Raw genomic sequence first — 23534 nt, forward strand, 5'->3', positions numbered from 1 at the left:
TATGCAACTGCTTGCGAGGCTTGCCGCCCGTCGACGTGGAGTGGACCTCCGTCATCGGGCTCGCAAACCAGACGTTGACGACGCCTGCGCTCATTGACTTCGTTGATCAATTTGCATCGGTGTTGCCAGAGGACGTGTGCACCTATGTCCGCCAGATCCATCGCCGAAACGTGCTGCGCAACGATCGGTTGGCCGGTCAACTGGAAGAGGCCGTCATTGCGATGAACGGCCAGGGAGTTACGCCGGTGTTGCTCAAGGGTGCGGCAACGCTAGCCACAGCACCTGTCGAGCGGCGAGGAGTTCGGCTGATGTGTGATCTGGATATTATGGTCGTGCCGGACGAAGCTGAAAGGGCGGTCGCCGCTCTGGGCGCAATTGGCTATGAAATTCATGATCAAGCGCGCCCCGAAAGCCGGAGATGGTATGTCGAGCTAAGTCGACCGCGGGATGTCGGAACCATCGATCTGCAACGGGCCGCTCCAGGCCCCGCGTACCTCTATGCTGGCCCCGGACATGCCCTGAACCATTGCGTCCCCGCGCTGCTGGGGCGGGGACGCGTGTACGTCCCGACGCCCACTTATCGAGCGCTGATGTTGATCATCCACGATCAGTTTCAAGACTACGGCTACTGGCTTGGCGAACTCGATCTGCGGCATCTGGTTGAGTTGCGCGACTTGAATGATTCCGAAGGGCTGGACTGGCAGGAACTTGCCTCTCATTTCTCGGGCGAACTGATGAAAAACGCGGTCGAAACCCAACTGCTCGCCCTTGCTGCGCTGCTTGGGGTCGATATCCCGCGCTCAATGCGCACCCGGCTGATTCCTCGTCTGCAGTTCATGCGACAATTAATGCAAGCGCGCCTTCCGGCCACACGTGTGCCGTTCCTCGCAATGACCGTCCTGGACCTCAGAAACTACCGGCGGGAGGCGACCTCTGGTTGCACGCAAACCGGCATGCGCCGGCCTGGATTGTGGTCCGTGCCAAGAACGGACACCTTGAAGTTCCTGTTGAGGGCCGCCACCGCCGTTCGTGTCGGAAAGGTGTAAAGCCAGCAACGCTCGCACGCCTTCAAGGCCAAACAATTTTAGCAAACGACATGTCGGCAGTTGCGCGGAGTTAATGCCCTTGTCCACCGGCATTCCGATCGGACGACTCGTCGTTTTCGCGAATCCTGAACTCTTCGAGCGTGTGGCCCGATTGGAGCGCGGCAACTAGCCAGCGCGGCTGTTTGCCACGCCCCGACCAAGTCTCCGTCGGGCGGAGTGGATTGAAATATTTTGGCACGACTTTCGGGTATTTGCGGCGCGGCGGCTCGCTCGGTCCAGCGTTGGCGGCCCGGCGTTCAGCTTCACCGAATTGATCCGGCTGGTTGAGTTGCGCAAGACGTTTTTCGAGTTCTCGCTTCTCGACTGTGATCTTTTCGGCAAGTATCTTTGTCAGCTCTTCGTGAAGGAGCCAGAGTTCCTCAAAGTCCATGGCTTCGAGATCTTGCCGACGCATAGCATTCTCGTCACCGTTTGACTGACGCCTGATCCATCTGTCATCCTCAGCTTACGAGCACATCATTGCCCGAACGCCCAAATCAACGATGGACCAAAGCCAGTGCTTCAAATCGACGCTACAGTAAATAAATAGTATATTATTTAATAATTATTACTAGGGTTATTTTATTAAATGGGGGTAGGCAGATCAACGACTTGCTGCAAAGCAAGAAAGGGGAGTCTCTCAATCGAGTTCCTCTCGGCGGCACAGTCGGAGCATCCTTCCCCGGCTGGCCCCTCGGACATTCGGGACCTGAAGCTCAAATCGAGTTCAGGCGGTTTGGGCTGAGGGACATTGAGTTCGTTGGCGCTCGTGCATATCCGAAGGCTGCAATATCGAGATTGCCCAGAACAAAGGACAGCCTACGCCGACCATATTCATCGAGAATATTGCGTCGCGGATGACTTGTACCGGCGCTCGATGTGATCCCATCATATCAGTTCGCTTGAATGGTTCCACGGCTGCCCGCTGGACGTGTGAATTTACCCGCTCAGCAATTAGATTATGCGGATAGCCCATTGTTTCGGCTTGATTGATTGCTGCGACGCAGTTATCTGGGAATGCGGATTAAGTGCGGTTCCATACATTTTGTTGGGTAAATCTAGTTCACCATCTTGATTAATGTCGATGCGGGGCATATTAAGTTTGGCGCAACTACAGGGTGCGAGCATGCCAGCTAAGAAACTCGAATTAGAATCAATGTCCCTTGACGATCTCTGGTCGCTTCATGAGGAAATTAGCGGGATCTTATCGGACCGAATTAAGGCAGAAAAGCACGAACTGGAGAAGCGCTTGGCGGTTCTCGGGGGCGGGGTGGCTGTTTTGGCGGACTCAAGCGGACCGGGCGTGTCTCCGACTGCCAAGGCGAGACGCAAATATCCGCGTGTGCTGCCGAAATACCGGAACCCCCAGACCTCCGAGACCTGGTCGGGGCGCGGCAAGCGGCCGCGGTGGTTGGTTGCTGCCATGAAGTCTGGCCGGAGAATTGAGGACTTTCGCATAGGGGATGCAAGTCCGAAGCTTCGTCAGCGCGCGTAACCTGATCTGCACTGTTCGACGGGGTGGTTGGGGTTAAATGGCCGCCGCAGTGCCGTGATCCTGTGGCCTAATAGGCGTTGCGTCCCCGCAGCACTTCGAGGGGAGTTCGCAGCAGGATTACGAGATCAAGCCGAAGGCTCCAGTTGTCGATGTACCAGAGATCGTATTGTACGCGTGTTTCGACCGTGATGGCTGTGGGGGTTGGACCGCGGCAGCCATGGACTTGGGCCCATCCGGTCAATCCTGGCCTGACCCTACGGCGTAGGGCGTAGTTCCGCACGAGCTTGTCAAATTCTCCGTCATGAGCCAAGGCATGAGGACGCGGACCGACCAGCGACATGCTGCCGTCGAGCACATTTAACAGCTGTGGCAGTTCATCGAAGCTTGTCCGTCGCAGCCACTTGCCGACGCGGGTCACCCGTCGGTCGAGGCGACGGGCCTGAAGGATCGCGGGCCCGTCCTCGAGCACATGCATCGTCCGGAATTTGCGGATCAGGAAGATCCGGCCATTAAAACCACAGCGTTGCTGTCGAAAGAATATGGGGCCGGGCGAGTCCAGCTTGATTGCAAGTGCGGCCAGCACAAGCAGCGGAGCAAGTATCGTCAAGGCGAGCGCGGCGCCGAAAAGATCAATGATTCGTTTGGTCGCACAGTCCAGCTGCGTAAGCGGCCCACGCTGGAGTTCAACACAAACCGTACTTCCAAGGCTTCGCGTGGGGTGTCGAAGCAATTCGGATGTCGTACCGACCGGCACGAACACAACCGGTAGCGGCAAGACCCGCAAGTCGGCAACGAAGGCCCGAAGTTCGGGCCATCGTTCCGGGTTCGCTTCCACAACCACCTGGTCGAGCTCGGAGCTGCGAATGTAGTCAATCACGCGAGCCGTGAGCCGCCTTCGACAGGCAGGACCGAAGCCGATTGGGGGCAAGCTGAACCGGCCTCGGACACAATAACCATGCATCGCCAGCGTTTCAGGCAGTCCGGCGTTTTTCGATGGCGGCTGGTCGCTGACCAGAACAATGTTTGTGCTGGCGAATTTTCTGCCGCTCAGGCCCTTCCCGAGAAGCGCTCTCACTCCCCACCGCTCGGCCATAAGCAAGCCCAGGCCCAGGACAGCGAAAAGTGTGCCCGCTTGGTGAGAAGAGCCCGAACCAATTGCAAAACCGTACCCGGCCCATATCAAGAACAACAATGACGCCCATGCAATCCAGACGGCGCGCATCTGACTTCGCAGGACGAGGAGCTCGGCTGGCCGATAAAGGCCGTGCGTCTTCAAGAGGCAAACGAGACATGTTGCGCTGACTAGGGCCAGGCCTAGTGCGTTGCTTAAGTCGCCTGCAGCCCATCCACTCTGAGCTTGGCTCAGCCACGTCGAAACGACGCTCGCAAAAACAACGGTCGCAATATCCGCACAGAGCGCCACGTATTCGATCGAGTCGTAACGGAGAGGCCATTTGTGCTGGCGGGATACTATCGGCCCGGGACCGACACGATCCGTAACTTCCCGGTCGGGGAAATGTCGGTTCACGAAATTCATTGTCGGGACACCCGCGAGTTAATATTTAATATATTATTAATTAATCCGATTTATCAAGAGAAAAATCCTGGTTTCCGCCATTTAAATATGTCGCACTGCTCAGAGGATCCTATCGAGATCCCTGTCGCGAATTCCGCGCGCGCATGTTGTCGAGGTAGGTCGGATCGAGCTCCGAAATTAAGTTCTCGAGATAGATCTTCCCCTCGGCCGAGGCTGACCGGTACGCGGCCAGAAGCGCTGGTCTGATAGCAGGTCGACGCGTAACGACGAGGCTGACGTCCCGCTTGATCAAGTCCCGAAATTCAAGCTCGCGTACCACAGCATCTGTAGCGAGCGCGACGGACAGCCTTAATGGAAGCAGATCCAGATCGTTCGGCGCAGTATAGTACGACATCTTAAGCATGGCTGCCGTCTGGATTGAATTCTGTTTCGGCGCCGCCGCGAGCATGAGCCAAATGTCGCCGCGGAGCGGCGACGAGCGCAGCGCGCGGGCAAACGCATTCGACGCTGCCGGAAGTTCCGTTTTTTGCTCGTCCGCGGCGAGAGCCGGATCTCCACGGGATCGTGATTCCCCTCGGATCCAAAGGTCTTCATGCGCTGCCGCAGCCGAAACTGGTTTCGAGATCCCGTTTGGCCATGCTGCTGCGGCCGAAACAGCTGCCGACAAAGAACCGAGATACCGGCCAGGGAGGACCATCCATATCGTCTGTATGATCAGCGCTATTCCAAGCACCGCCAGAGCAGCGCGCGGCCATGGGATGGCAAACGCTGGCGCGAGCCTTGGACGAGACGCCGGAGCTGGACCGGCCATCCAGTCCGAAGCCCCTTTCGATTCCAAGGATATGGCCTCACGGCCCGCACCGGAGACGCTTTGACCGAACGCCAGCCCAAAAAGCGCAGCGACCAAAAGCGATGCGCCCAAACCCAGAATTCCATGGTCGGCAAAGGCCAGGATCGTCAGTGCAATCGAAGCACCGGCGCCCAAGGCGGGGTACACGTAGTCGTAAGCTCGTGACAGAGAACGCCTGATCAAAATACAAGCGCCGAGCATCGCTATTACTACAAGGCCGCAAAGGAACGCCCAGCCCATGTCTATAACCATTGCGGCGGCAGCCGTTGGCCTTTCTCGCGGGGCGCCGATTCCAATGTCCCGATAAAGCGGCAAAAGGACCGTCGAAGCGCCGGCACCGGATCCCGCCGGCCTGACCTCCTGTAGCATCCGTTCTGTCGCGATCTGACTGCTCGTTGACAAGGCGATCGTCACATCGGTGTTCGTCCTAAACGGAATAACCGTTACGCTGGCAATAAAGAATATTGCGGCGGTTGCGAAAACGCCAGCGGTGCCCCACAAGCCCAAGAACCACCTGCGAATAACGAAAACCGAGAGCAAGATTGCTGATCCGAGGAGGGCGGCGACGACGGCGGTGGAGTTGGTCCGAATGAGCAGCGCGGCCAAGCAGACAATCATTGCGATGGTCGCGGCGGACAGTGCAAGGAACGGAACTGGCGCAACTGTTCCTGGCCGACTGTGCCGCGCTATTTGATCGGCCGCGCGTATTGCCGTGGCGCAGGAGAGCAAGACGCCGAGCACTGCGACGGTTGCGCCATCGGGCCCGGCGACACCGGCAGTTTCCTTGCCGAACCACATGGCCGTGGCAATCGTGGCTATCGACAGTAGTATATGCAGGACTTGCGCTGCGCGATATCGGTCAAGCGTGATGACCGCAGTGACGAGGGCCGCGGCGAGCACAGCGCAATACTGCGCCAGCGAGCGCATAGTCGCCCCCATATCGAGTGTGATTTTTTCGGCGAGGGGCTCGCTTAAAGCCGCCGAAGCAGTTGCCCAGATGGGATTTCCGAGCGTGTCCATAGGCATCGGCACCACCTGTAACGCCATCCAAAGGGCCGGAGCCGCGAGCACAACGACGGGACCAGTCCGGAGCAGCTTGGTGAGCCCGAGGGAGGCGGGCGATGGAAAGAGCGCTACAATCAGCGCGGCTGTTGCTAGTATGAATGATGCCAATCCCAAGCTTTGCAGGCTTTCCGGCATTGCGAGCGCCGCGGTGATCGCCACAAACTCGGCTAACAGGACAAGCCAGATAATCATGTAAACACCATGGTGTGGTGCGGCCACTCCGGTGGCCGGAGAACGTGCAGGCCGCTACGAGACAGCATCAAGAGCCGGAAAGGCCATAACGGATATAGTGGCTGTCATGATAGTAATAGCTCCGATGGCCGTCATATCGAGCCATTGCCTTGGTATCCGTCTTGCTGAGAACTGCCCCAATCAGCGATTCATGAATGTTGGGTGCCGTGTGCAGTGCGTGCTGCACGACATCGATTTTGGTGCGGCCCCACTCAACGATTAGAATATAGCCGTCTATTAGAGATGAAGTGACTCGGACATCAACTAACGGGGTCAGGGGAGGAAGGTCGACGATGACGTAGTCATAGTCAGCTCGCAGGCGGTCGAACAACTTGCTTATTGCGTCGGCGCACAGAATCTCGCTGGTGTGAAGCAGAGGTCCCCGCCGCACGGCGGGTAGAAATGCAAGGTTCGTCGTGGGATCTCGCCAAATCGTGTCCGCCAGGGATCGGCTGCCGTTTGCAACTTCGATGATTCCGTTGACCGCCCTGGGCGCAAAGATCGCAGAAAGTGAGGGATTCCTGAGGTCGCAATCGACGATGATAGCTTTCTTGCCGGTGTGCCCGATCAATTGCGCGAGCGAGGCTGCAATCGTAGTCTTCCCCTCATTCGGCAGGGCCGAGGTAATGCCGATGACCTGGGAGGAGATTTTCGCCGGATTGTGGTCGATGGCTAGCTTGATGGAACGAATGGCCTCGGTATATCGAGATAGCGGCATGCCGACCACGGTCCGATGAATTGCCATTGGAGACGGAACTATCCGTTGCTGAACGTCATCATCGGTTGGCTGGGAGCGAACTGGTAGCTTCGCGGATTTGCGGGCCGGTAACAATGGGACTAAAGACAGGCAAGGCAATTCCAGCACAGTTTCCACCTGTGAAGAGGTACGAAACACGCGGTCCATGATGTCTCTGAGGAGCGCCAAGCCGACGCCCATCGCGAGACCGCCGAAGATGCCGAACGCCAGCACCAACGTTGTCTTTGGCTTGCTCTTGCTCGGCGGCGGCGATGCGGGGAAAAGTACCCGCGTTTCCGAGACGGGAAATGTCTCCTGCTGCGCGGAGCCCATGTAACGCTGCAGAAAGGTCTCGTACAAGCTACGCAAACCCTTTGCCCGGCTTTCCAACTCCTTGATGGTCAGCTCGGCAGAATTGACTGAACGGGACTGCGAAACGGCCTTGGACAGTTGCTTTTCGATTTCTTGTTGCCGCTGTTTGGCGAATTCGAACTCGCTTCGGCTGACTTCGGCAAGTCTTTTGACTTCGTCGAAAATGGAGACGCGAAATTCCCGCGCGCGGTTCCGGATATTGACGACTGCCAAGTGATCGCGACCCACCCTGGCCGACAACTCGGCCTCACGCCTCATGAGTTCCAGATACTGCTGACGCAGCCCGTTGATGATCTGACTGTTTGTCGAATCGGCTCCGATTGCATCCAGATTGTTCATCGAGGACGGCTTTGTCGGATCGGAGGCAAGGAGGGTTTCGTAGCGAGCCAACTTGGCCGTGGCTTCAGAGGTCTGGGCGCGAGCGGCAGCCAATCGGTTGTTGATTTCTGTGACCTGCTGCTCGTCGATGGGCTTTCCGTCCAAAGAAACGATATTGTTCTGGGTCTTGTAGACGTCGACGGCACGTTGTGCAGCGAGGGCTTGGTCGCCGAGATCGCGCAGCCTCTCCTGCAGCCAGCTTGTTGCCCTGCGATTGGCATCGAATTTCCCATTGAGCTGGTCCGCAACATAGGTGTTGGCTACGGCGTTGACGATCTCCGCGGCCCGGGGTGCGGTGCTCGAATTAAAGCTGATCTCGATGACGTTGCTGTACCCGACACGCCCTGCCGAAAGCCGATTGAGAAATGCGTCTACGATAGCGTCTAATGGTTCGCCATGTGTATCGGATGGGCCATCGTTCTTCGATCCAGTCGAGGCCCATGACCGAATTCGCTGCCAGAGCGACTGTAGAGACACCCTTGACCCATTGAAGTCCGGATCGTCCGCCAGTTTCAACTGGTCGATGACCGCAACCGCAGTGGCCTTTGATCGAAGGAGTTGAAGCTGGGTCTCGATTTGATTGAGATCGAAGGCCGGCTCGGCGAGGAGCGATTGCTGTTGGACAAATTGGGGCCTTGGAGTAGCCAACAGGATCTGAACCTGCGCGGTATAGGTTGGAGACGCTAACCGGAGATAGAGCAGGCTGGCTGCAGTTACGAGCCCGGCAGTGACAAGGATCATGAGATATTGGCGTCGTAGAAGCCCGATGCCGAAATTGATGACGTCGCTGATTCCTCCGCTGTCCGTTTGAATGGGTTGGGCCAGCCCGGTCACAGGCAGCCGTACGCTATCCGTGTGTCGAAGATTGTTCTGGAGCATCACGTACCTGTCCGACGGTGGGTCACGTTGGGGCCGTTCGCCCGCAGACCAAGGGGCGCGCAGGCGCTGGGGGATTATATGCATATAAAAATCCGCTTGCCAAATTAAATAAATCATATATTAATGTAAGTGAAATTGAAAATGACGGCGGCTTTGCCGTTTTCGGTCGGGCGTTAGCAAAATAGAGGATATTCTAGGAGTTACGGTCGGGCCGGTATTTGCATCGAAAATAATGTGATTGTTTCGAGACGGGTCGGGCGGCGGATAATTAAATTCCGTCGGATATTTATGGTCCGTCGCAACTAACCCCGATGGGGAAATATTGAGGGCCGGCAGGAGGTGCCCAATGCTGGAACTGCGATCCTTGGCGATCCCTGATGTCAAAGTCCTTCGAACAGATCGGTTTTCCGATGCCCGCGGCTACTTCTCTGAGACCTTTCAGCGATCGGCTTTTGCTGAGAAAGGAATCCTGCACGACTTCGTTCAGGATAATCAGTCCTGCTCGGATCGGGTCGGCACGGTGCGCGGCTTGCATTTCCAGCGACCGCCCTTCACCCAGGCGAAGCTCATACGGGTGTTGAACGGGGCCATTCTCGATATTGCTGTTGATCTCCGGCGTTCATCGCCAAGCTTCGGCAAGCACATCGCCATCCAGTTGGATAGCGAAAGCAGCGAGCAGCTGTTCATTCCGAAGGGATTCGCGCATGGTTTCTGTACCCTGCAGCCCAAGACGGTCGTCTTGTACAAGGTCGACCAAGTCTACGCGCCGAGCCATGACAGTGGCGTCTATTGGGCTGATCCCGCATTAGCGATCAAGTGGCCCGTCACACCGTCAGAGGCTCAGATATCGCCCAAGGACCAGGCCCTTCCTGCGCTCAGCCAGCTTGCTTGCGTTTTCGAATAGTGGAGATGAGCAGAATGCGTATCCTGGTGACCGGCGGAGCGGGCTTTATCGGTTCTGCTGTGTGTCGCCGTTTGGCGCTGCAGACCGGTGCCGCGGTGGTCAACATCGACAAGTTGACATACGCAGCCGACCTGACTTCGCTGGCGAGCATCGAGGGGCTGGGGTCGTATGCGTTCCTGCAGTCCGACATCTGCGACCGCGAGGCAATGGATCTCGCGTTCGCCGACTACGAGCCGGATGCGATCATACATTTGGCCGCCGAAAGCCACGTCGACCGTTCGATCACCGGGCCCGAGGCCTTCGTCAGCACCAATATAGTTGGTACTTACACGCTGTTGGAGGCGGCCAGGACCTACTACGAACGTCTGCCGCTTCCGCGGCGGAAGCAGTTCCGCTTCATCCACGTATCGACAGACGAAGTCTACGGGTCATTGGGGCCGGAGGACTTGTTTCGCGAGGACACGCCCTACAGGCCTAGTTCGCCATATTCGGCCAGCAAGGCGGCCTCGGACCACCTCGCCCTCGCTTGGTTTCGAACCTACGGTCTGCCGGTCATCGTATCGAATTGTTCGAACAATTATGGGCCGTACCAGTTCCCGGAAAAGCTCATCCCGCTGACGATCCTCAATGCGCTCGATCGGAAGCCGCTACCGGTCTATGGCGACGGCAGAAATATTCGCGACTGGCTTCATGTCGATGATCATGCCGCTGGCTTGATAAGACTTCTGTACGAAGGAAGACCGGGCGAGAAGTACAATTTCGGCGGAGATGGCCAGCGATCCAACCTGGAGGTGGTCATCCGGATTTGTGACGTGGTGGATCGGTTATCCCCGGGCGCGGGAGCGAGACGATCTCTCATTACGTTCGTGCCGGATCGTCCGGGACATGATGCGCGCTATGCAATCGACGCGACGAAGGCGCATCGCGAACTTGGCTGGGAACCGACGAGAACCTTCGAACAGGGCTTGGCCGAAACGGTCGGATGGTATCTCAACAATCGTGCATGGTGGCAGCGTGCTCGCTGCGGTGTCTATGACGGCTCGCGCCTGGGTCTCCTCGTTGCCCAACATTGAGATGAAGATGATAGATCGACCCATCCTCATTGCCGGGCAGAATGGGCAGTTGGCAAAGTGTCTTCGTGATCTCGCTGCAATGCGCGGTCTGCCTGCGGTGGCTCTCGGGCGTCGAGAACTCGATCTGGAGAACCGCGAAGGGATCGACAAGATCATCGCGTCGATCGCGCCGTCTGCAATGATCAATACGGCCGCTTATACGGCGGTTGATCAGGCCGAATCTGAAGCAGCGAAGGTGTTCAGCATCAACCGCGATGGCGCGGCGACGCTAGCAAATGTCGCTTGGCGAATGAACATTCCACTCATCCATCTCTCGACCGATTATGTATTCGACGGCGCGAAACCGGATGCGTATGACGAAAGCGACATTCCCGCGCCGTTGAACGTCTACGGCGCGTCCAAGCTTGCCGGCGAAGCTGCTGTATTGGCCGCGCATCCGCTCGCGACCGTGATCAGATGCTCGTGGCTTTACAGCCCCTATGGCAGCAACTTCGTTCGAACGATGCTCCGGTTGTGCGAGACGCAGCCCATCGTAAGGGTTGTTCGGGACCAGCACGGAAATCCGACCTACGCATACGACCTCGCGGAGGCCGTCCTTCAGATCGCAGAACGGTCAGTAACGGTCGATCGCCGGGCCGCGGCCGGCATCTTTCATCTCGCCGGTCAAGGCGAGACAAGCTGGCACGACTTTGCGCAGGCAATCTTCGACGAGCTTTCCCGTCGTGGAGCGCGGATTCCGGTGCTCGAGGCGATCACGACTGAAGAGTTTCCGACCGCTGCGCGTCGACCTCGAAACTCGCGCCTGGATTCATCCAAGGCCGAGCGCGTGTTCGGAATTCGACTGGCGTCCTGGCGCCATTCACTCGAAGCCTGTCTTAACCAGCTGGTTGGAGAAGGAGACACCGATGCTGAAGGGAATCGTGTTGGCTGGCGGCAGCGGAACGCGCCTCTATCCGATCACGCGCGTGGTCAGCAAGCAGTTGCTCCCGATCTATGACAAGCCGATGATCTATTATCCCCTGTCGACGCTGATGTTGGCAGGGATCCGCGAAATTCTGATTATTACCACGCCTTCAGACCGGGGTCAGTTCGAACGGTTGCTGGGGGACGGCAGCCAATGGGGCATTCGTCTTAGCTACGCGGAACAAACCCGTCCCGCCGGTCTCGCGGACGCCTTCATTGTTGGTGCCGACTTCATCGGAAGCGATCGTGTGGCGATGGTGCTTGGCGACAATATCTTCTTCGGCGATGGTCTGAGTGAACTGCTGGCCAGGGCGGCGGGACGTGAAGAAGGCGCCACGGTCTTCGCGTATCATGTGCGCGATCCGGAACGATATGGCGTCGTGGCATTTGACGAGGCGGATCGTCCGATACGGATCGAGGAGAAGCCGAGCAAGCCAGCGTCGAGTTGGGCGATCACCGGTCTTTACTTCTTCGATAATCGCGTTGTCCGCTACGCTCGTCGCGTTGAACCGTCGCCGCGCGGCGAGCTTGAGATCACCGATCTGCAAATGCGCTACCTTTCAGCCGACGCGCTCCATGTCGAACGCATGGGGCGGGGGTTTGCCTGGCTGGATACCGGCACGGTCGAGTCGCTCATCGATGCTGGGACGTTCGTGCAGACCCTCGAAAAGCGGCAGGGAATGAAGATCGCCTGTCTTGAGGAGGTCGCCTTCAGACTCGGCTTCATCAATCGTGATCAACTTCTCGCGCTGGCCGAGTCGCTGCAGAAGAGCGGGTATGGCAGGTATCTCAACGAAATCTTGCGGTTTCACCGTTAAATTAAATGTTAAAATAAATAGATTGAAATGGCGGTTGATTTAATTCTTAATTGAAACGCATTCTGTTGTGGATTTCGAGAGGCCCGTCATGCTGAACCAAAAGGCGAGCGTCCTTGATCGAGGAACCAGGCCGCTCTTGTTGGAAGAAGGCGATTCCGGCTGGTCAGATGTCATCGCGCGAGGCGGCCGGTTGGGGCCCGTGGCCGGCGCCTGGGCACCGCCAGTATTGAATCAGTTTTGGATCTCGCCGAATGCGGACCAGCCGGTCGGCGGGCCGGATCTCCTGTCGAGGTCAATTGCGGGTAAGGCGGCTACTGCATTGCTGTCGCGTGGCGGCTTCGGCGGGACGCTGGGCCTCGGTATCCGGCCGTTCCAGTCGAGGTTGGCCGCTCTGCTCTCGAGTTCAGCAAGCCTGGTGGCTCGTCCCAACGCGGGGAGTCCGGCGTTCTCATCCATCCTGCCCGGCCCTGAGGTGGCGCAGGCATCATCGATATCGAGCGCCGGCGCCACTCATTGGATCAATTCGAGCGACGACTCCGGTCCATCCGCATTGGAGGGGCTCTGGACCCCACTGCGCGCGGAGCCTGTCAGCGGGTCAGAGCACCAGCCCAATGCGGCTGCGGGAATGGCGGGCCAGCCGGCGTCTAACTCGAGATTGGTGGATCTGAGCGCACATGGCGGATCCGCGGTCAATTCTCTGCCGACAAGTTCGCTGTCCGTAATGACGGACCGCGCGGACTACGCGCCCGGCAGTACGGCAACGTTTACGGCAGCCGGCATCCGCTCGGGAGCGTCGGTCACATTCAATATTGCCGACCTATTGAGCGCGCCCGGCGCCAACGGCATTTCTGATGTCTATACGCCTTTCACGATCAAGGATGGCGGCATCGGCGACGTGGATGGGCCGGCCAATGGGACAGTCGTCGCGCAATGGCAGGTGCCCGCTGATGGCCGAGCGACCGGAGCTACATTGCAACTCACCGCGACCTCCGGCGCCCAAACGGGGACGGCGACCTTCAGCGACGCGGGCAACAAAATTGTCACTGAGAATCAACTGCCGGGTACGCCGAAGAGCACATGGGCGATCCACGGCTCGATCGCGAACGCGGGCGACTCGCAGATTGAAGGCTTCGCGACACAGATCAGCACCAATGCCGGACAGACCGTGTCGTTCAAGATTGACACCGCCTCGTCGGTTACGGGCTACACGCTCGATATCTACCGACTTGGCTACTATGGTGGCAACGGCGCGCGCCTGATCAGCAGTATGCATCACACTGGAACGGACAATCAGCCAAACCCTATCTTCAATTCTGCGACCAACACTGTCGACGCCGGCAACTGGTCCGTGACAGATTCATGGGCGGTCCCGAGCACAGCCGTATCCGGCGTCTACTTCGCGAAGCTGACATCAGATACCGGCAACTTCCAGAACATGGTTCCTTTCATCGTTCGGAACGACGGTACGACCTCGGACGTTCTGCTCCAGACCAGCGACACGACTTGGGAAGCGTATAACTCCTGGGGCGGATACAACCTGTATCAGGGCCCTAGCGGTACGACCAGCGATCGCGCGTATGAAGTCAGCTACAACCGTCCGATCGCAATGAATGTCAATTCCAATGAGGCTCAGCCGACGGACTTCGTGTTTGGCGAGGAATACGCGGCGATCTATTGGTTGGAGCAGAACGGGTACAATCTCAACTATATTTCGGGTATCGACGCTTCGAGTAATGCTGGACTGCTGCAGAATACGAAGGCCTACATCGATGTTGGCCACGACGAATATTGGTCCCAATCGCAATTCAATAATGTCAAGGCGGCGGCCGATGCGGGTATCGACCTCGCTTTCCTTAGCGGCAACCAGATCTATTGGGACACCCAGCTTGCACCGAGTTTCGACGCCAGCCATACGGCTAACCGGAACATTATTGAATACAAGGACATCTGGAGCGGCACCCAACTTGATCCGAATGGCACCGCCAACGGCGGAGCTGGTCTGTTTCGCGATCCCGTTTACGGCCCTGGGACTCCGGAGAATTCGCTATCCGGCACGATCTTCACGGTCGACGATAGCGGTACCCTCAGCAATATCACGATTCCCGCCAGCATGTCGCAGCTGCGCTTCTGGAGAAACACCAACATTGCCAGCGGTAACGGAGGAACGCTGACCAACCTGCTTGGCTACGAATGGGACAGCGACCTCGATAACGGCTTCCGTCCGGGCGGCTTGATCGACATGTCCTCGACGACGAAGAACGTCAACACGCTGCTGCTGGACAACGGATTGACAACCGGCCCCGGGACGGCCACCCACAGCCTTACGCTCTACCGGGATCCCACCAGCGGTGCTTTGGTTTTCGGCGCCGGCACGGTCATGTGGTCGTGGGGATTATCGAACCAGTATGTTCCATTCCATGGCATCACTGCACCAGTCAGCACCGCTGTGCAGCAATCGATGGTGAACCTGTTCGCCGACATGGGAGTGATGCCGCAAACGCTGCAGACGGGTTTGGTGGCCGCCCAAATCTCCACGGACCACACTGCGCCGGTGGCCGTGGTCAGTTCTCCGGCGGGAGGGACTAGCTTCAGTCAGGGACAGGCCGTCACGATTACCGGCACCGCATCGGACGCTGGTGGACGCGTGGCGGGCATCGAAGTTTCAACCGATGGCGGCACGACGTGGCACCCCGCTAGCGGAACAACGAGCTGGAGCTATACGTGGACGGCCTCAGGCGTCGGCACGCATCTCATCGAGGCGCGCGCGACCGATGACAGCATCAACCTGCAGGCGACCCCTGCCACGGTCAATATCAACGTCACGGGAGGCGGCAGTGGCGGGGGAAGCCTCTTCACTGCGTCCAACGTACCGGCCCAGACCAATTTGAACGATGGCAGGGCGCTTGAGGTGGGTGTGAAGTTTACCTCCTCCGCGGCCGGTCAGATCACCGCCTTGAAATTCTATCGCAGCCCGAGCGACACGGGCTCCGACCTCGTCGACCTCTGGACCGCCAACGGTACCAAGCTCGCCAGCGCGACCTTCACCAACGCCACGGCAAGCGGTTGGCAGACGGTCAGTTTGGCGACCGCCGTCACGATCAGCGCCAATACAACCTATATCGCCTCGTATCATACCAACGGCGCTTATGTCGCCACGAGCAATTTCTTCAGCAGTGCTTTCACGAGCGGCAGTTTGGTGGCGCCATCGTCCACGTCTTCCGGCGGCAACGGTGTCTATTCCTATGGCGGTACCAGCACCGCTGGGATCTTTCCGACAAGCACTTTCGCTTCTTCCAACTACTGGGCCGACGTGGTGTTCACGCCGAGCAATAGCAACAACACGCCGCCGACCGCCATCGCCGACACGGCCGACGCCACCGAGAAGGGCGGGGTCAACAACAGCACGGGCGGCTCGCCCGCCACGGGCAACGTGCTGACCAATGATACCGATCCCGATGCCGGCGACACCAAGACGGTCACTGCGGTCAGCTTTGGCTCGACCTCCGGCACGCTGGGCTCGGCTCTGAATGGAGCGCACGGCAGCCTCGTGCTCAATGCCGCGGGAGCCTTCACCTATACCGTCAACGAAACCGATCCCGCCGTGCAGGCTCTGCGGCTTGCGACCAACACGTTGACGGACGTGTTCAGCTACACGATGCGCGACGCCGCCGGTGCGACCTCGTCCACGACCCTCACGATCACCGTTCACGGCGCCAATGACGCGCCGGTGCTGGCGGTCCAGACCGGCAACCAAACGGCAACCGTTGGTTCGGCCTTCTCGCTGACGCTGCCGGCCGGCACCTTCACTGACGTCGATTCCGGCGACTCAGTCGCCTACACGGCAACCACCGCCGCCGACGCGACGCTTCCTGCCTGGCTGACCTTCAACGCATCGACCCGGACCTTCAGCGGCACACCGACGTCTACCGATGTCGGCACGGTCAGTGTGAAGGCAACCGCGACCGATCTCGGCAGCCTCGCCGCCAGCGAGACGTTCAATATAGCCGTGACGACGACGCCGAACACGCCGCCGACGGCGGTTGCTGATACAGGCGATGCTACCGAGAAGGGCGGCGTGAACAACAGCACGGGCGGCTCGTCCGCTACGGGAAACGTACTGACCAACGACACCGATCCAGACGCTGGCGACACCAAGACCGTGACTGCGGTCAGCTTCGGCTCGACCTCCGGCACGCTGGGCTCGACTCTGAATGGAGCGCACGGCAGCCTTGTGCTCAATGCCACGGGAGCCTTCACCTATACCGTCAACGAAGCCGATCCGGCCGTGCAGTCCCTGCGGCTTGCGACCAACACGTTGACCGACGTGTTCAGCTACACGATGCGGGACGCCGCCGGTGCGACATCATCGACGACACTCACGATCACCGTTCACGGCGCCAATGACGCGCCGGTGCTGGCGATCCAGACCGGCAACCAAACGGCAACGGTTGGTTCGGCCTTCTCGCTGACTCTGCCTGCCGGCACCTTCACTGATGTCGATTCCGGCGATTCGCTCGCCTACACGGCAACCGCTGCTAACGGCTCGGCACTGCCTGGCTGGCTGAGTTTCAACCCCGCCACCCGGACCTTCAGCGGCACACCGGCGTCTGGCGATGTCGCTACGGTCAGCGTAAAGGCAACCGCAACCGATCTCGGCAGTCTCGCCGCCAGCGAAACGTTCAACGTTGCGGTGAGCACAGCGCCGTCGACGGTCAGCTTGTTCTCGAGCTCCGATACGCCATCGGTGCTATCGGACTCCGACACATCGCAAGTCAATCTTGGCGTACGGTTTACGTCCTCGGCGGCCGGCACCATTACCGCCATCAAGTATTACAAGAGTGTAAACGACGCTGGCACTCACACCGGCTCATTGTGGACCAGCACAGGCACGCTTCTGGCGAGCGCAACCTTCTCCAACGAAACCGGCAGCGGTTGGCAAACCGTGACGTTCAGCAGCCCAGTGTCGATCACGGCCGGCACCACCTATGTCGCGAGCTTCCACAGCAACGGCCATTATGCCGATACGCCCAACTACTTCACCACTGCTGACACAAACGGCCCGCTCACGGCTCCCGCGAGCAACAATGGTGTCTACACCTATGGAACAGGGAATCTGTTTCCGACCAGCACGTTCAACGCCACCAATTACTGGGTCGACGTTGTGTTCAGCAATTCGAGCGGCGGCACGAACCAGCCCCCGATCGCCAATAACGATAGTGGCTTCAACGCGACCGAAAACGTTCCGCTCAGCATTCCCGGGGCGGCGCTTCTTGCAAACGATACCGATCCGAACGGGGACGCTCTAACGATCACGGGCGTCAGTGGTGCCGTCAATGGTACCGTCGGTTTCAGCTCTCAGAATAATACGGTGACATTCACTCCAGCCAACGGATACACCGGACCGGCTTCGTTCAACTACGCTATCTCGGATGGTCGGGGCGGTACGGCAAGCGCGAATGTGGGCGTGACCGTTCATGCGCCGTCAGCGAGCACTGTGAGCCTGTTCAGCGCGAATCCAACGCCGAGCGCAATTACGGTGAACGATCCAAATTCCGTGGAGCTCGGCATGAAGTTCCAGGCTTCCACCTCGGGCGACATCACCGGTCTGCGCTTCTACAAGGGGCCATCCAACACGGGAACGCACGTCGCGGATCTCTGGAGCAGCACAGGGACCTTGCTGGCCAACGCGACCTTTTCCAACGAGACCGCGAGCGGCTGGCAGCAGGTCAATTTCGCGACACCAGTCACGATCACGGCGGGGACGACCTATATCGCCTCCTACCACACCGCAGGAACCTACTCGGCCGATCCCAATCTGTTTGCCAGTTCGGTAACCAACGGACCATTGACCGCCCCGTCTTCCGCGTCCAGCGGGGGGAACGGCGTCTATGCGTACGGATCCGGAAGCCTCTTCCCCACCAACACCTTCAACGCGACCAGCTATGCGGTTGACGTCCTCTTCAGGCCGCAGCTCGCAGCATAGGGAGAATCGGAATGCATACGGAGCTCTATACCGACGGGATTGACGAGGTCACAATTGGCGGGGCGATCGTACGGGTGGACTTGGTCAGTCTCTCCCCCACGGAACGTGACGCCAACAACGCGCCAAAAAAGGTGTTTCGCCAAAGGTTGATCTTTTCGGCGGAGTCGTTCGCGAACTCCGTCGAGGTGATGCAAAACGCGCTTCAGGGTCTGGTGGATGCCGGCGTCGTCCAGCGCAATCGGCCAAGACCGCCGACTGCAGCGCCGCAGGCGACTGCGCGAGCGGAGCCTGCGTCATCTGTTTCGGACAGCTCACGATCTCCAAATGTCTCAGCCAACTTCCGTTGAAATCGGGCGGTGTGAACCAGCACCGCTCTCGTCTGAGGACGAGCCGCGTTGGGCCGCTCAAACCGCGCTTGAATGCCTGTCGAGGGTCGCCGCCCATCACGGTATCGATCTGCCTTCGGACCGGCTGCGGCATGCTTATGCCGTCGATGATGCCGGCATCTCGACTGACCTCTTGCTGCGCATGGCGCATGAGGCCGGGCTTCGCGCCCAGGCGACGCAGCTCGATTGGAAGGCGCTATGCCGGCTCGGCGAAGCCTATCCGGCTCTTGTTCAGCTCTCGAACCAGAACTGGGTGCTTGTGGTCGGCGCCGGGCCGGAACGCGATGCCATAACCGTTTTTGATCCCTTGGCTGAGCGGAGGGACGAACCGCTGCTCGTCGATGCGGAACGGTTTTGTGCCCGATGGCTCGGAAAGGCGATCCTGTTCAAGCGCGAGAGTCGTTCAACACAGGGCCAGAGGGCCTTTGGATTGCGCTGGTTCGTACCCGAAATGCTCCGGGAATGGCGATTGTTCTCTGACGTCGCGATTGCCGCCGTCTTCCTGTATGTGCTCGGCCTCGCGCTTCCGATCTTCTTTCAACTGGTGATCGACAAGGTTCTTGTCCACGAGAGCCTCACGACGCTCTACGTACTTTCGGCTGGCGCGATCATCGCGCTCTCCTTCGATGCCATATTCAGCTTCTTGCGTCGCTACCTGTTGCTTTATGCCACGAACAAGATCGACATCCGGGTTGCGACCAAAACGTTCCGGCATCTTTTGGGGCTTCCCGTAACCTTCTTCGAGCATATCTCGGCCGGTGTGCTGGTGAAGCACATGCAGCAGGCCGGGCGGATTCGCGAGTTTCTGACCGGTCGACTGTTCCTGACCGCATTGGACGCGCTTTCGCTGTTCGTCTTCCTGCCTGTCCTCGCGCTCTACAGCGTTAAGCTGACATGCGTCGTCCTGGCCTTTACCGCCATCAGCGGCAGCGTGATTGTGATTTTGATGGGACCGTTCCGACGACGGCTCTACCAGCTCTACCAAGCCGAAGCCGGCCGCCAGGCTCTTCTGGTCGAGACGGTGCACGGAATGCGCACGGTGAAGTCTTTGGCCATGGAGCCCAACCAGAACAGGGCATGGGACGATCGCTGCGCGCAATCGGTATCGATGCGTTTCGGGGTTGAAAAGATCTCGGCGGGCGCCCAGGCACTGACCGGTTTTCTCGAGAAGATGATGACGCTCGGTATCGTGGCCCTGGGCGCGCTGGACGTCTTCGGTGGCGAGATGACGATCGGCGCACTGGTCGCCTTCAACATGCTGGCGGGACGCGTCTCGGGGCCGCTGGTTCAGATGGTGACCATGGTTCACGAGTATCAGGAGGTCGCGCTGGCGGTTAAGATGCTGGGCGAGGTCATGAATAAGCAGCCGGAACGGGACGGTCATCGCGACGGGCTGCGTCCCGATTTGGTCGGCCAGATCGAGTTTGAAAACGTGACCTTCCGCTATGGCGAGGGAGCGCCGGCGCTGGACGACGTCTCGTTTTCAATCGCTCCCGGTTCGGTCTTTGGGATTGTCGGTCGGAGCGGCTCAGGCAAGACGACGCTGACGCGACTGATCGCGGGAATGTATCCGGTGCAGCAGGGATTACTGCGGATCGACGGCCATGATTCGCGCGAGATTGATCTTACCCACCTGCGGCGGAATCTCGGGGTCGTGCTCCAGGACAATTTCCTGTTCCGGGGCACCGTGCGGGAAAATATAGCTTGTGTGAAGCGTGACGCGACGTTCGAAGAAGTTGTCAAGGCGGCCCAGCTCGCCGGCGCCGACGAGTTCATTGAGCGGCTGCCGAGGGGATTCGATACCATGCTCGAGGAGCAGGCATCGAACCTGTCGGGCGGGCAAAAGCAGCGGCTTGCGATCGCCCGCGCCTTGATCGTCAACCCGCGCATCCTGATCCTCGATGAAGCGACCAGTGCGCTGGACTCCGAGAGCGAAGCGATCATCCGGCGCAATCTACGTCGTATCGCAGAGGGACGTACCGTCATCATCGTATCGCACCGGCTTTCGATGCTGTCGGATGCGAGCCAGATTTTAGTCATCGACCGAGGACGAATCGTCGATGTGGATCGTCACGACGGCCTGCTGTCGAAGTGCACCATCTACAGGCATCTCTGGAATCAGCAGACGAGACAGGTCGCATGACCAGCGCCGGGAAAAGCAGGGCGGAAGGGAAGTCCGGCAGGTCGGGCCCTTCGACCGTTTCGCGGAGAAGGCTACGGCTGCCGAGGCCGGCGCCGACGGCATCTCGCGTAGTTGCGGAATTTCAGTCCGACGCCGCCGAGATCGAGCAGGGAACGCCACCGCGCGGAGGACGAATCACGCTCTATTGTGTCGTCGCCTTGATCGCGACCGCGATCGCGTTCGCGTGCGTGTCGCGTGTCGACATGATTGTGACGGCACAGGGCAAACTGATCACCACACGTCCCAACCTGGTCGTCCAGCCGCTGGAAACTTCGGTCATTCGGGACATTCGCGTTAAGGCCGGCGATCCGGTCAATCGCGGCGATGTCCTTGCGATCCTCGATCCGACATTTTCTCAGGCCGACCTTGATCAACTGCGCAGCCGCCTGGCGGGTTTCGACGCCTCCATCGACCGGGTCCGGGCGGAATTGGACGGCGTTGAGTACGTCCTCGAGGAGTCCGCGAATGCCGATCAGGCGCTGCAGCGAAAGGTATTTCTCCAGAGAAGGACGGCTTACGATCTTCAGATCCAGAACTACGACGCGCAGATTGCGTCCGCTCAGGCCAATCTGAAGACGGCCCAGGATGAGGAATTCGTTCTGACCCAGCGGCTGGAGACCATGCAGTCCATTGAGGCCATGCGAAATGTGTTGATGGCGAAGGAGGTCGGTTCAAGACTGAACTTCCTGCTGTCCCGGGACGCGCGGCTGGAGGTTGAAAGCAACCTGGCGCGGGTTCGAGGCGCCATGGTCGACAACATGCATCGTTTGGACAAGGCCCGTGCAGACCAAAAGGTCTTCGCTGCAGAGTTTCGCCGTACTGCCTATCAGGAGCTCGTGGAGACATTGCCCAAGCGTAACAGCGCCGCGGAGGAGCTCAAGAAGGCGGAGCTTCGCCGGCAATTGATCGTGCTGCACGCACCGGCAGATGCGGTGGTACTTGAAATCGCCAATCGGACGGTGGGTTCGGTAATCCGCGAGGCCGAGACGTTGTTTGTGTTGGTCCCACGCGACGAGACGCTTCGGGCGGAGGTGAACGTCGAGGGCAGGGATATCGGACAGCTGACGGTCGGGCAGGCCGTACGAATCAAGTTTGAAGCATTTCCGTTCCAGAAGTACGGCACGGCAACTGGCGAGGTTGGGGTCATCAGCCAGGACTCATTCTCGCCGGATGCGAAGGCCGAAGGTGCGCGCCGCCCGTCAGCTCCCTATTATCGCGTACTGATCGATTTGCGCGACACGCATCTTCGGCTGCCGCCGGAACGCGTTCAGTTGATGCCAGGCATGGCGGTCACCGCCGAAATGAAGCTCGGAAAGCGCACGGTGATTTCGTACTTCCTCTATCCCTTGCTTCGCGGTTTGGATGAAAGCATCCGGGAATACTGACCCGATTGACCATGGTGTAGTGCGATGATGATCGGTCCCAATTTTGGTGTGAAGCTCACGGTGCCCGTTGCAGCGAACAGGCCGTCGCCGAACTCGCCGCTGGTAAACTATGCGCTCAAGGGCCTGGAACGCTGCTGGTTGCCCGAGGAGCGCCGTTGGTCGCACATTTATCATCTTGACGGACGTGCTTCCCCAAACCAGTCGATACCGCATAGTGACGTGTTCTATACCCTCAATGTCCTGCTCGGGATGTCGCGGGTCGTGGAACGTCCAACCGGTATCGATATCCCCGAGATATTCTATCGAAATGTCATGAAGCTGAACGTACTTCCGGTGCGGAAATATGCCTTTGGCATGGCTTTGTGGGCCGCCGCCGAGCTCGACCTCGCGATTCCGGAGCAGGTGACGCGCGAGCTGAAGCGGACTCTGTCGGATGAGTCGCGGTGGAGTGAGTTTCGGGCGCAGGATCTGGGCATGCTGCTGACGGGAGTCGTCGCTCAAGCAAGGGCAGGTAACAGGGAGTGGACGTGCTTCGCCGCCCCGCTCTTCCGTTTCCTGAAAGAGCGTTTCCATAGCGAGTCAGGACTGTTCTGCGACGCCCCGTATGGCTTTCGACGCCGTTTCGCGTCATTTGCGACCCAAACCTATCTTTCCATCGCCTGTTACCAATATGGCGAATTCTTTGGCGATGCGTCCGCGCTTGTCATGGCCGATACGTGTGTACGCGATCTGATAGCGCTTCAAGGGGCACAAGGCGAATGGCCCTGGTTTTTCGACGCGCAAACCGGCCGCATCCTTGATTTCTACGAAGTCTATTCAGTCCATCAGTATGGAATGGCCCCGGCGCTGCTGGAATGGGCCGAGCGCTTTGGGCGGCGAGGAGCGCAGGAGGCCCTGATCAAGGGCTTCAACTGGATACTTGGTCACAACCAGCTGGGACGGACCATGCTCGTGCCTGAACTGGGCCTGACCATCCGCTCGCAGGTTCGCAAGCATGAATTGAAGACCAAGGCGCCGCGGGTGTTGCGCGCGGTCAAGAACGTCTGGCGCGACAAGGGGGGGACGCTGATCGACAACGCGAACGTGGGTGTTCGGCTTGAGTGCCGCAGCTACGAACTCGGTTGGATTCTGTGGTCATTCGGTCGGCGTACCGGCTTGCCGGAACTGACGCACAACCACGTCTTTAGCGTGGAACCTGCTGAACTGGCGTGA

Annotated in this window: 15 protein-coding genes; 11 read left to right on the forward strand and 4 right to left on the reverse strand. The window is 59.0% G+C overall.

Annotation, left to right across the window (positions count from 1 at the left end; translation table 11 throughout):
- Window positions 1–20: 20 nt before the first annotated feature.
- Window positions 21–1046, forward strand: coding sequence for a nucleotidyltransferase family protein (locus tag AC0L3B_RS33120; RefSeq protein WP_473381731.1), 1026 nt, complete (start codon window positions 21–23; stop codon window positions 1044–1046).
- A gap of 70 nt (window positions 1047–1116) precedes the next feature.
- On the opposite strand, the gene AC0L3B_RS33125 is transcribed toward AC0L3B_RS33120, so the two are convergent.
- A complete protein-coding gene (locus tag AC0L3B_RS33125) occupies window positions 1117–1500 on the reverse strand; it encodes an H-NS histone family protein (RefSeq protein WP_007592884.1) in 384 nt (127 codons plus the stop codon).
- Between the two features lie 711 nt (window positions 1501–2211).
- Between AC0L3B_RS33125 and AC0L3B_RS33130 the strand changes: the two genes are divergently transcribed.
- Complete coding sequence (locus AC0L3B_RS33130; protein WP_085383536.1) at window positions 2212–2580, forward strand: H-NS histone family protein; 369 nt, start codon at window positions 2212–2214, stop codon at window positions 2578–2580.
- 67 nt (window positions 2581–2647) lie between these two features.
- Here the strand turns inward: AC0L3B_RS33130 and AC0L3B_RS33135 are convergent, their stop codons facing one another.
- The 3 genes from AC0L3B_RS33135 to AC0L3B_RS33145 all read right to left on the reverse strand — a co-directional run bounded on the left by AC0L3B_RS33135 (window position 2648) and on the right by AC0L3B_RS33145 (window position 8628).
- Window positions 2648–4117 carry an exopolysaccharide biosynthesis polyprenyl glycosylphosphotransferase gene (locus tag AC0L3B_RS33135; protein WP_473381732.1) on the reverse strand — a complete coding sequence of 490 codons (1470 nt, stop codon included), beginning with the start codon at window positions 4115–4117 and terminating at the stop codon, window positions 2648–2650.
- Window positions 4118–4226: 109 nt separating this feature from the next.
- Entirely contained in the window at window positions 4227–6224 is a 1998-nt protein-coding gene (locus AC0L3B_RS33140) for a hypothetical protein (protein WP_473381733.1), read from the reverse strand.
- A gap of 67 nt (window positions 6225–6291) precedes the next feature.
- Window positions 6292–8628 (reverse strand): AAA family ATPase, encoded by a 2337-nt coding sequence (locus AC0L3B_RS33145; RefSeq protein ID WP_473381760.1) that lies wholly within the window; start codon window positions 8626–8628, stop codon window positions 6292–6294.
- A 346-nt stretch (window positions 8629–8974) separates the two neighbouring features.
- Here AC0L3B_RS33145 and rfbC point away from each other — a divergent pair, with 346 nt between their 5' ends.
- The 9 genes from rfbC (at window position 8975) to AC0L3B_RS33190 (ending at window position 23534) form a co-directional block, all read left to right on the forward strand.
- Entirely contained in the window at window positions 8975–9532 is a 558-nt protein-coding gene (gene rfbC, locus AC0L3B_RS33150; protein WP_473381734.1) for a dTDP-4-dehydrorhamnose 3,5-epimerase, read from the forward strand.
- A 14-nt stretch (window positions 9533–9546) separates the two neighbouring features.
- Window positions 9547–10605: a dTDP-glucose 4,6-dehydratase gene (gene rfbB / locus AC0L3B_RS33155; protein WP_473381735.1), complete on the forward strand. Its 1059-nt coding sequence runs from the start codon at window positions 9547–9549 to the stop codon at window positions 10603–10605.
- A 7-nt stretch (window positions 10606–10612) separates the two neighbouring features.
- Window positions 10613–11602: a dTDP-4-dehydrorhamnose reductase gene (gene rfbD, locus AC0L3B_RS33160; RefSeq protein ID WP_473381736.1), complete on the forward strand. Its 990-nt coding sequence runs from the start codon at window positions 10613–10615 to the stop codon at window positions 11600–11602.
- On the forward strand, window positions 11511–12386 hold the full coding sequence (gene rfbA / locus AC0L3B_RS33165) for a glucose-1-phosphate thymidylyltransferase RfbA (protein ID WP_473381737.1): 876 nt from the start codon (window positions 11511–11513) through the stop codon (window positions 12384–12386). Before rfbD ends, rfbA begins: the two co-directional genes overlap by 92 nt.
- An 88-nt stretch (window positions 12387–12474) precedes the next feature.
- Window positions 12475–18369 (forward strand): DUF4082 domain-containing protein, encoded by a 5895-nt coding sequence (locus tag AC0L3B_RS33170; protein ID WP_473381738.1) that lies wholly within the window; start codon window positions 12475–12477, stop codon window positions 18367–18369.
- A gap of 11 nt (window positions 18370–18380) precedes the next feature.
- Window positions 18381–18716, forward strand: coding sequence for a hypothetical protein (locus AC0L3B_RS33175; protein ID WP_473381739.1), 336 nt, complete (start codon window positions 18381–18383; stop codon window positions 18714–18716).
- Window positions 18694–20898: a peptidase domain-containing ABC transporter gene (locus AC0L3B_RS33180; protein WP_473381740.1), complete on the forward strand. Its 2205-nt coding sequence runs from the start codon at window positions 18694–18696 to the stop codon at window positions 20896–20898. Before AC0L3B_RS33175 ends, AC0L3B_RS33180 begins: the two co-directional genes overlap by 23 nt.
- Window positions 20895–22322, forward strand: a complete 1428-nt coding sequence (locus AC0L3B_RS33185; protein WP_473381741.1) for an HlyD family type I secretion periplasmic adaptor subunit — start codon at window positions 20895–20897, stop codon at window positions 22320–22322. Before AC0L3B_RS33180 ends, AC0L3B_RS33185 begins: the two co-directional genes overlap by 4 nt.
- 24 nt (window positions 22323–22346) lie before the next feature.
- Window positions 22347–23534 (forward strand): hypothetical protein, encoded by a 1188-nt coding sequence (locus AC0L3B_RS33190; RefSeq protein ID WP_473381742.1) that lies wholly within the window; start codon window positions 22347–22349, stop codon window positions 23532–23534.

Source organism: Bradyrhizobium sp. Kon56, assembly GCF_055807635.1.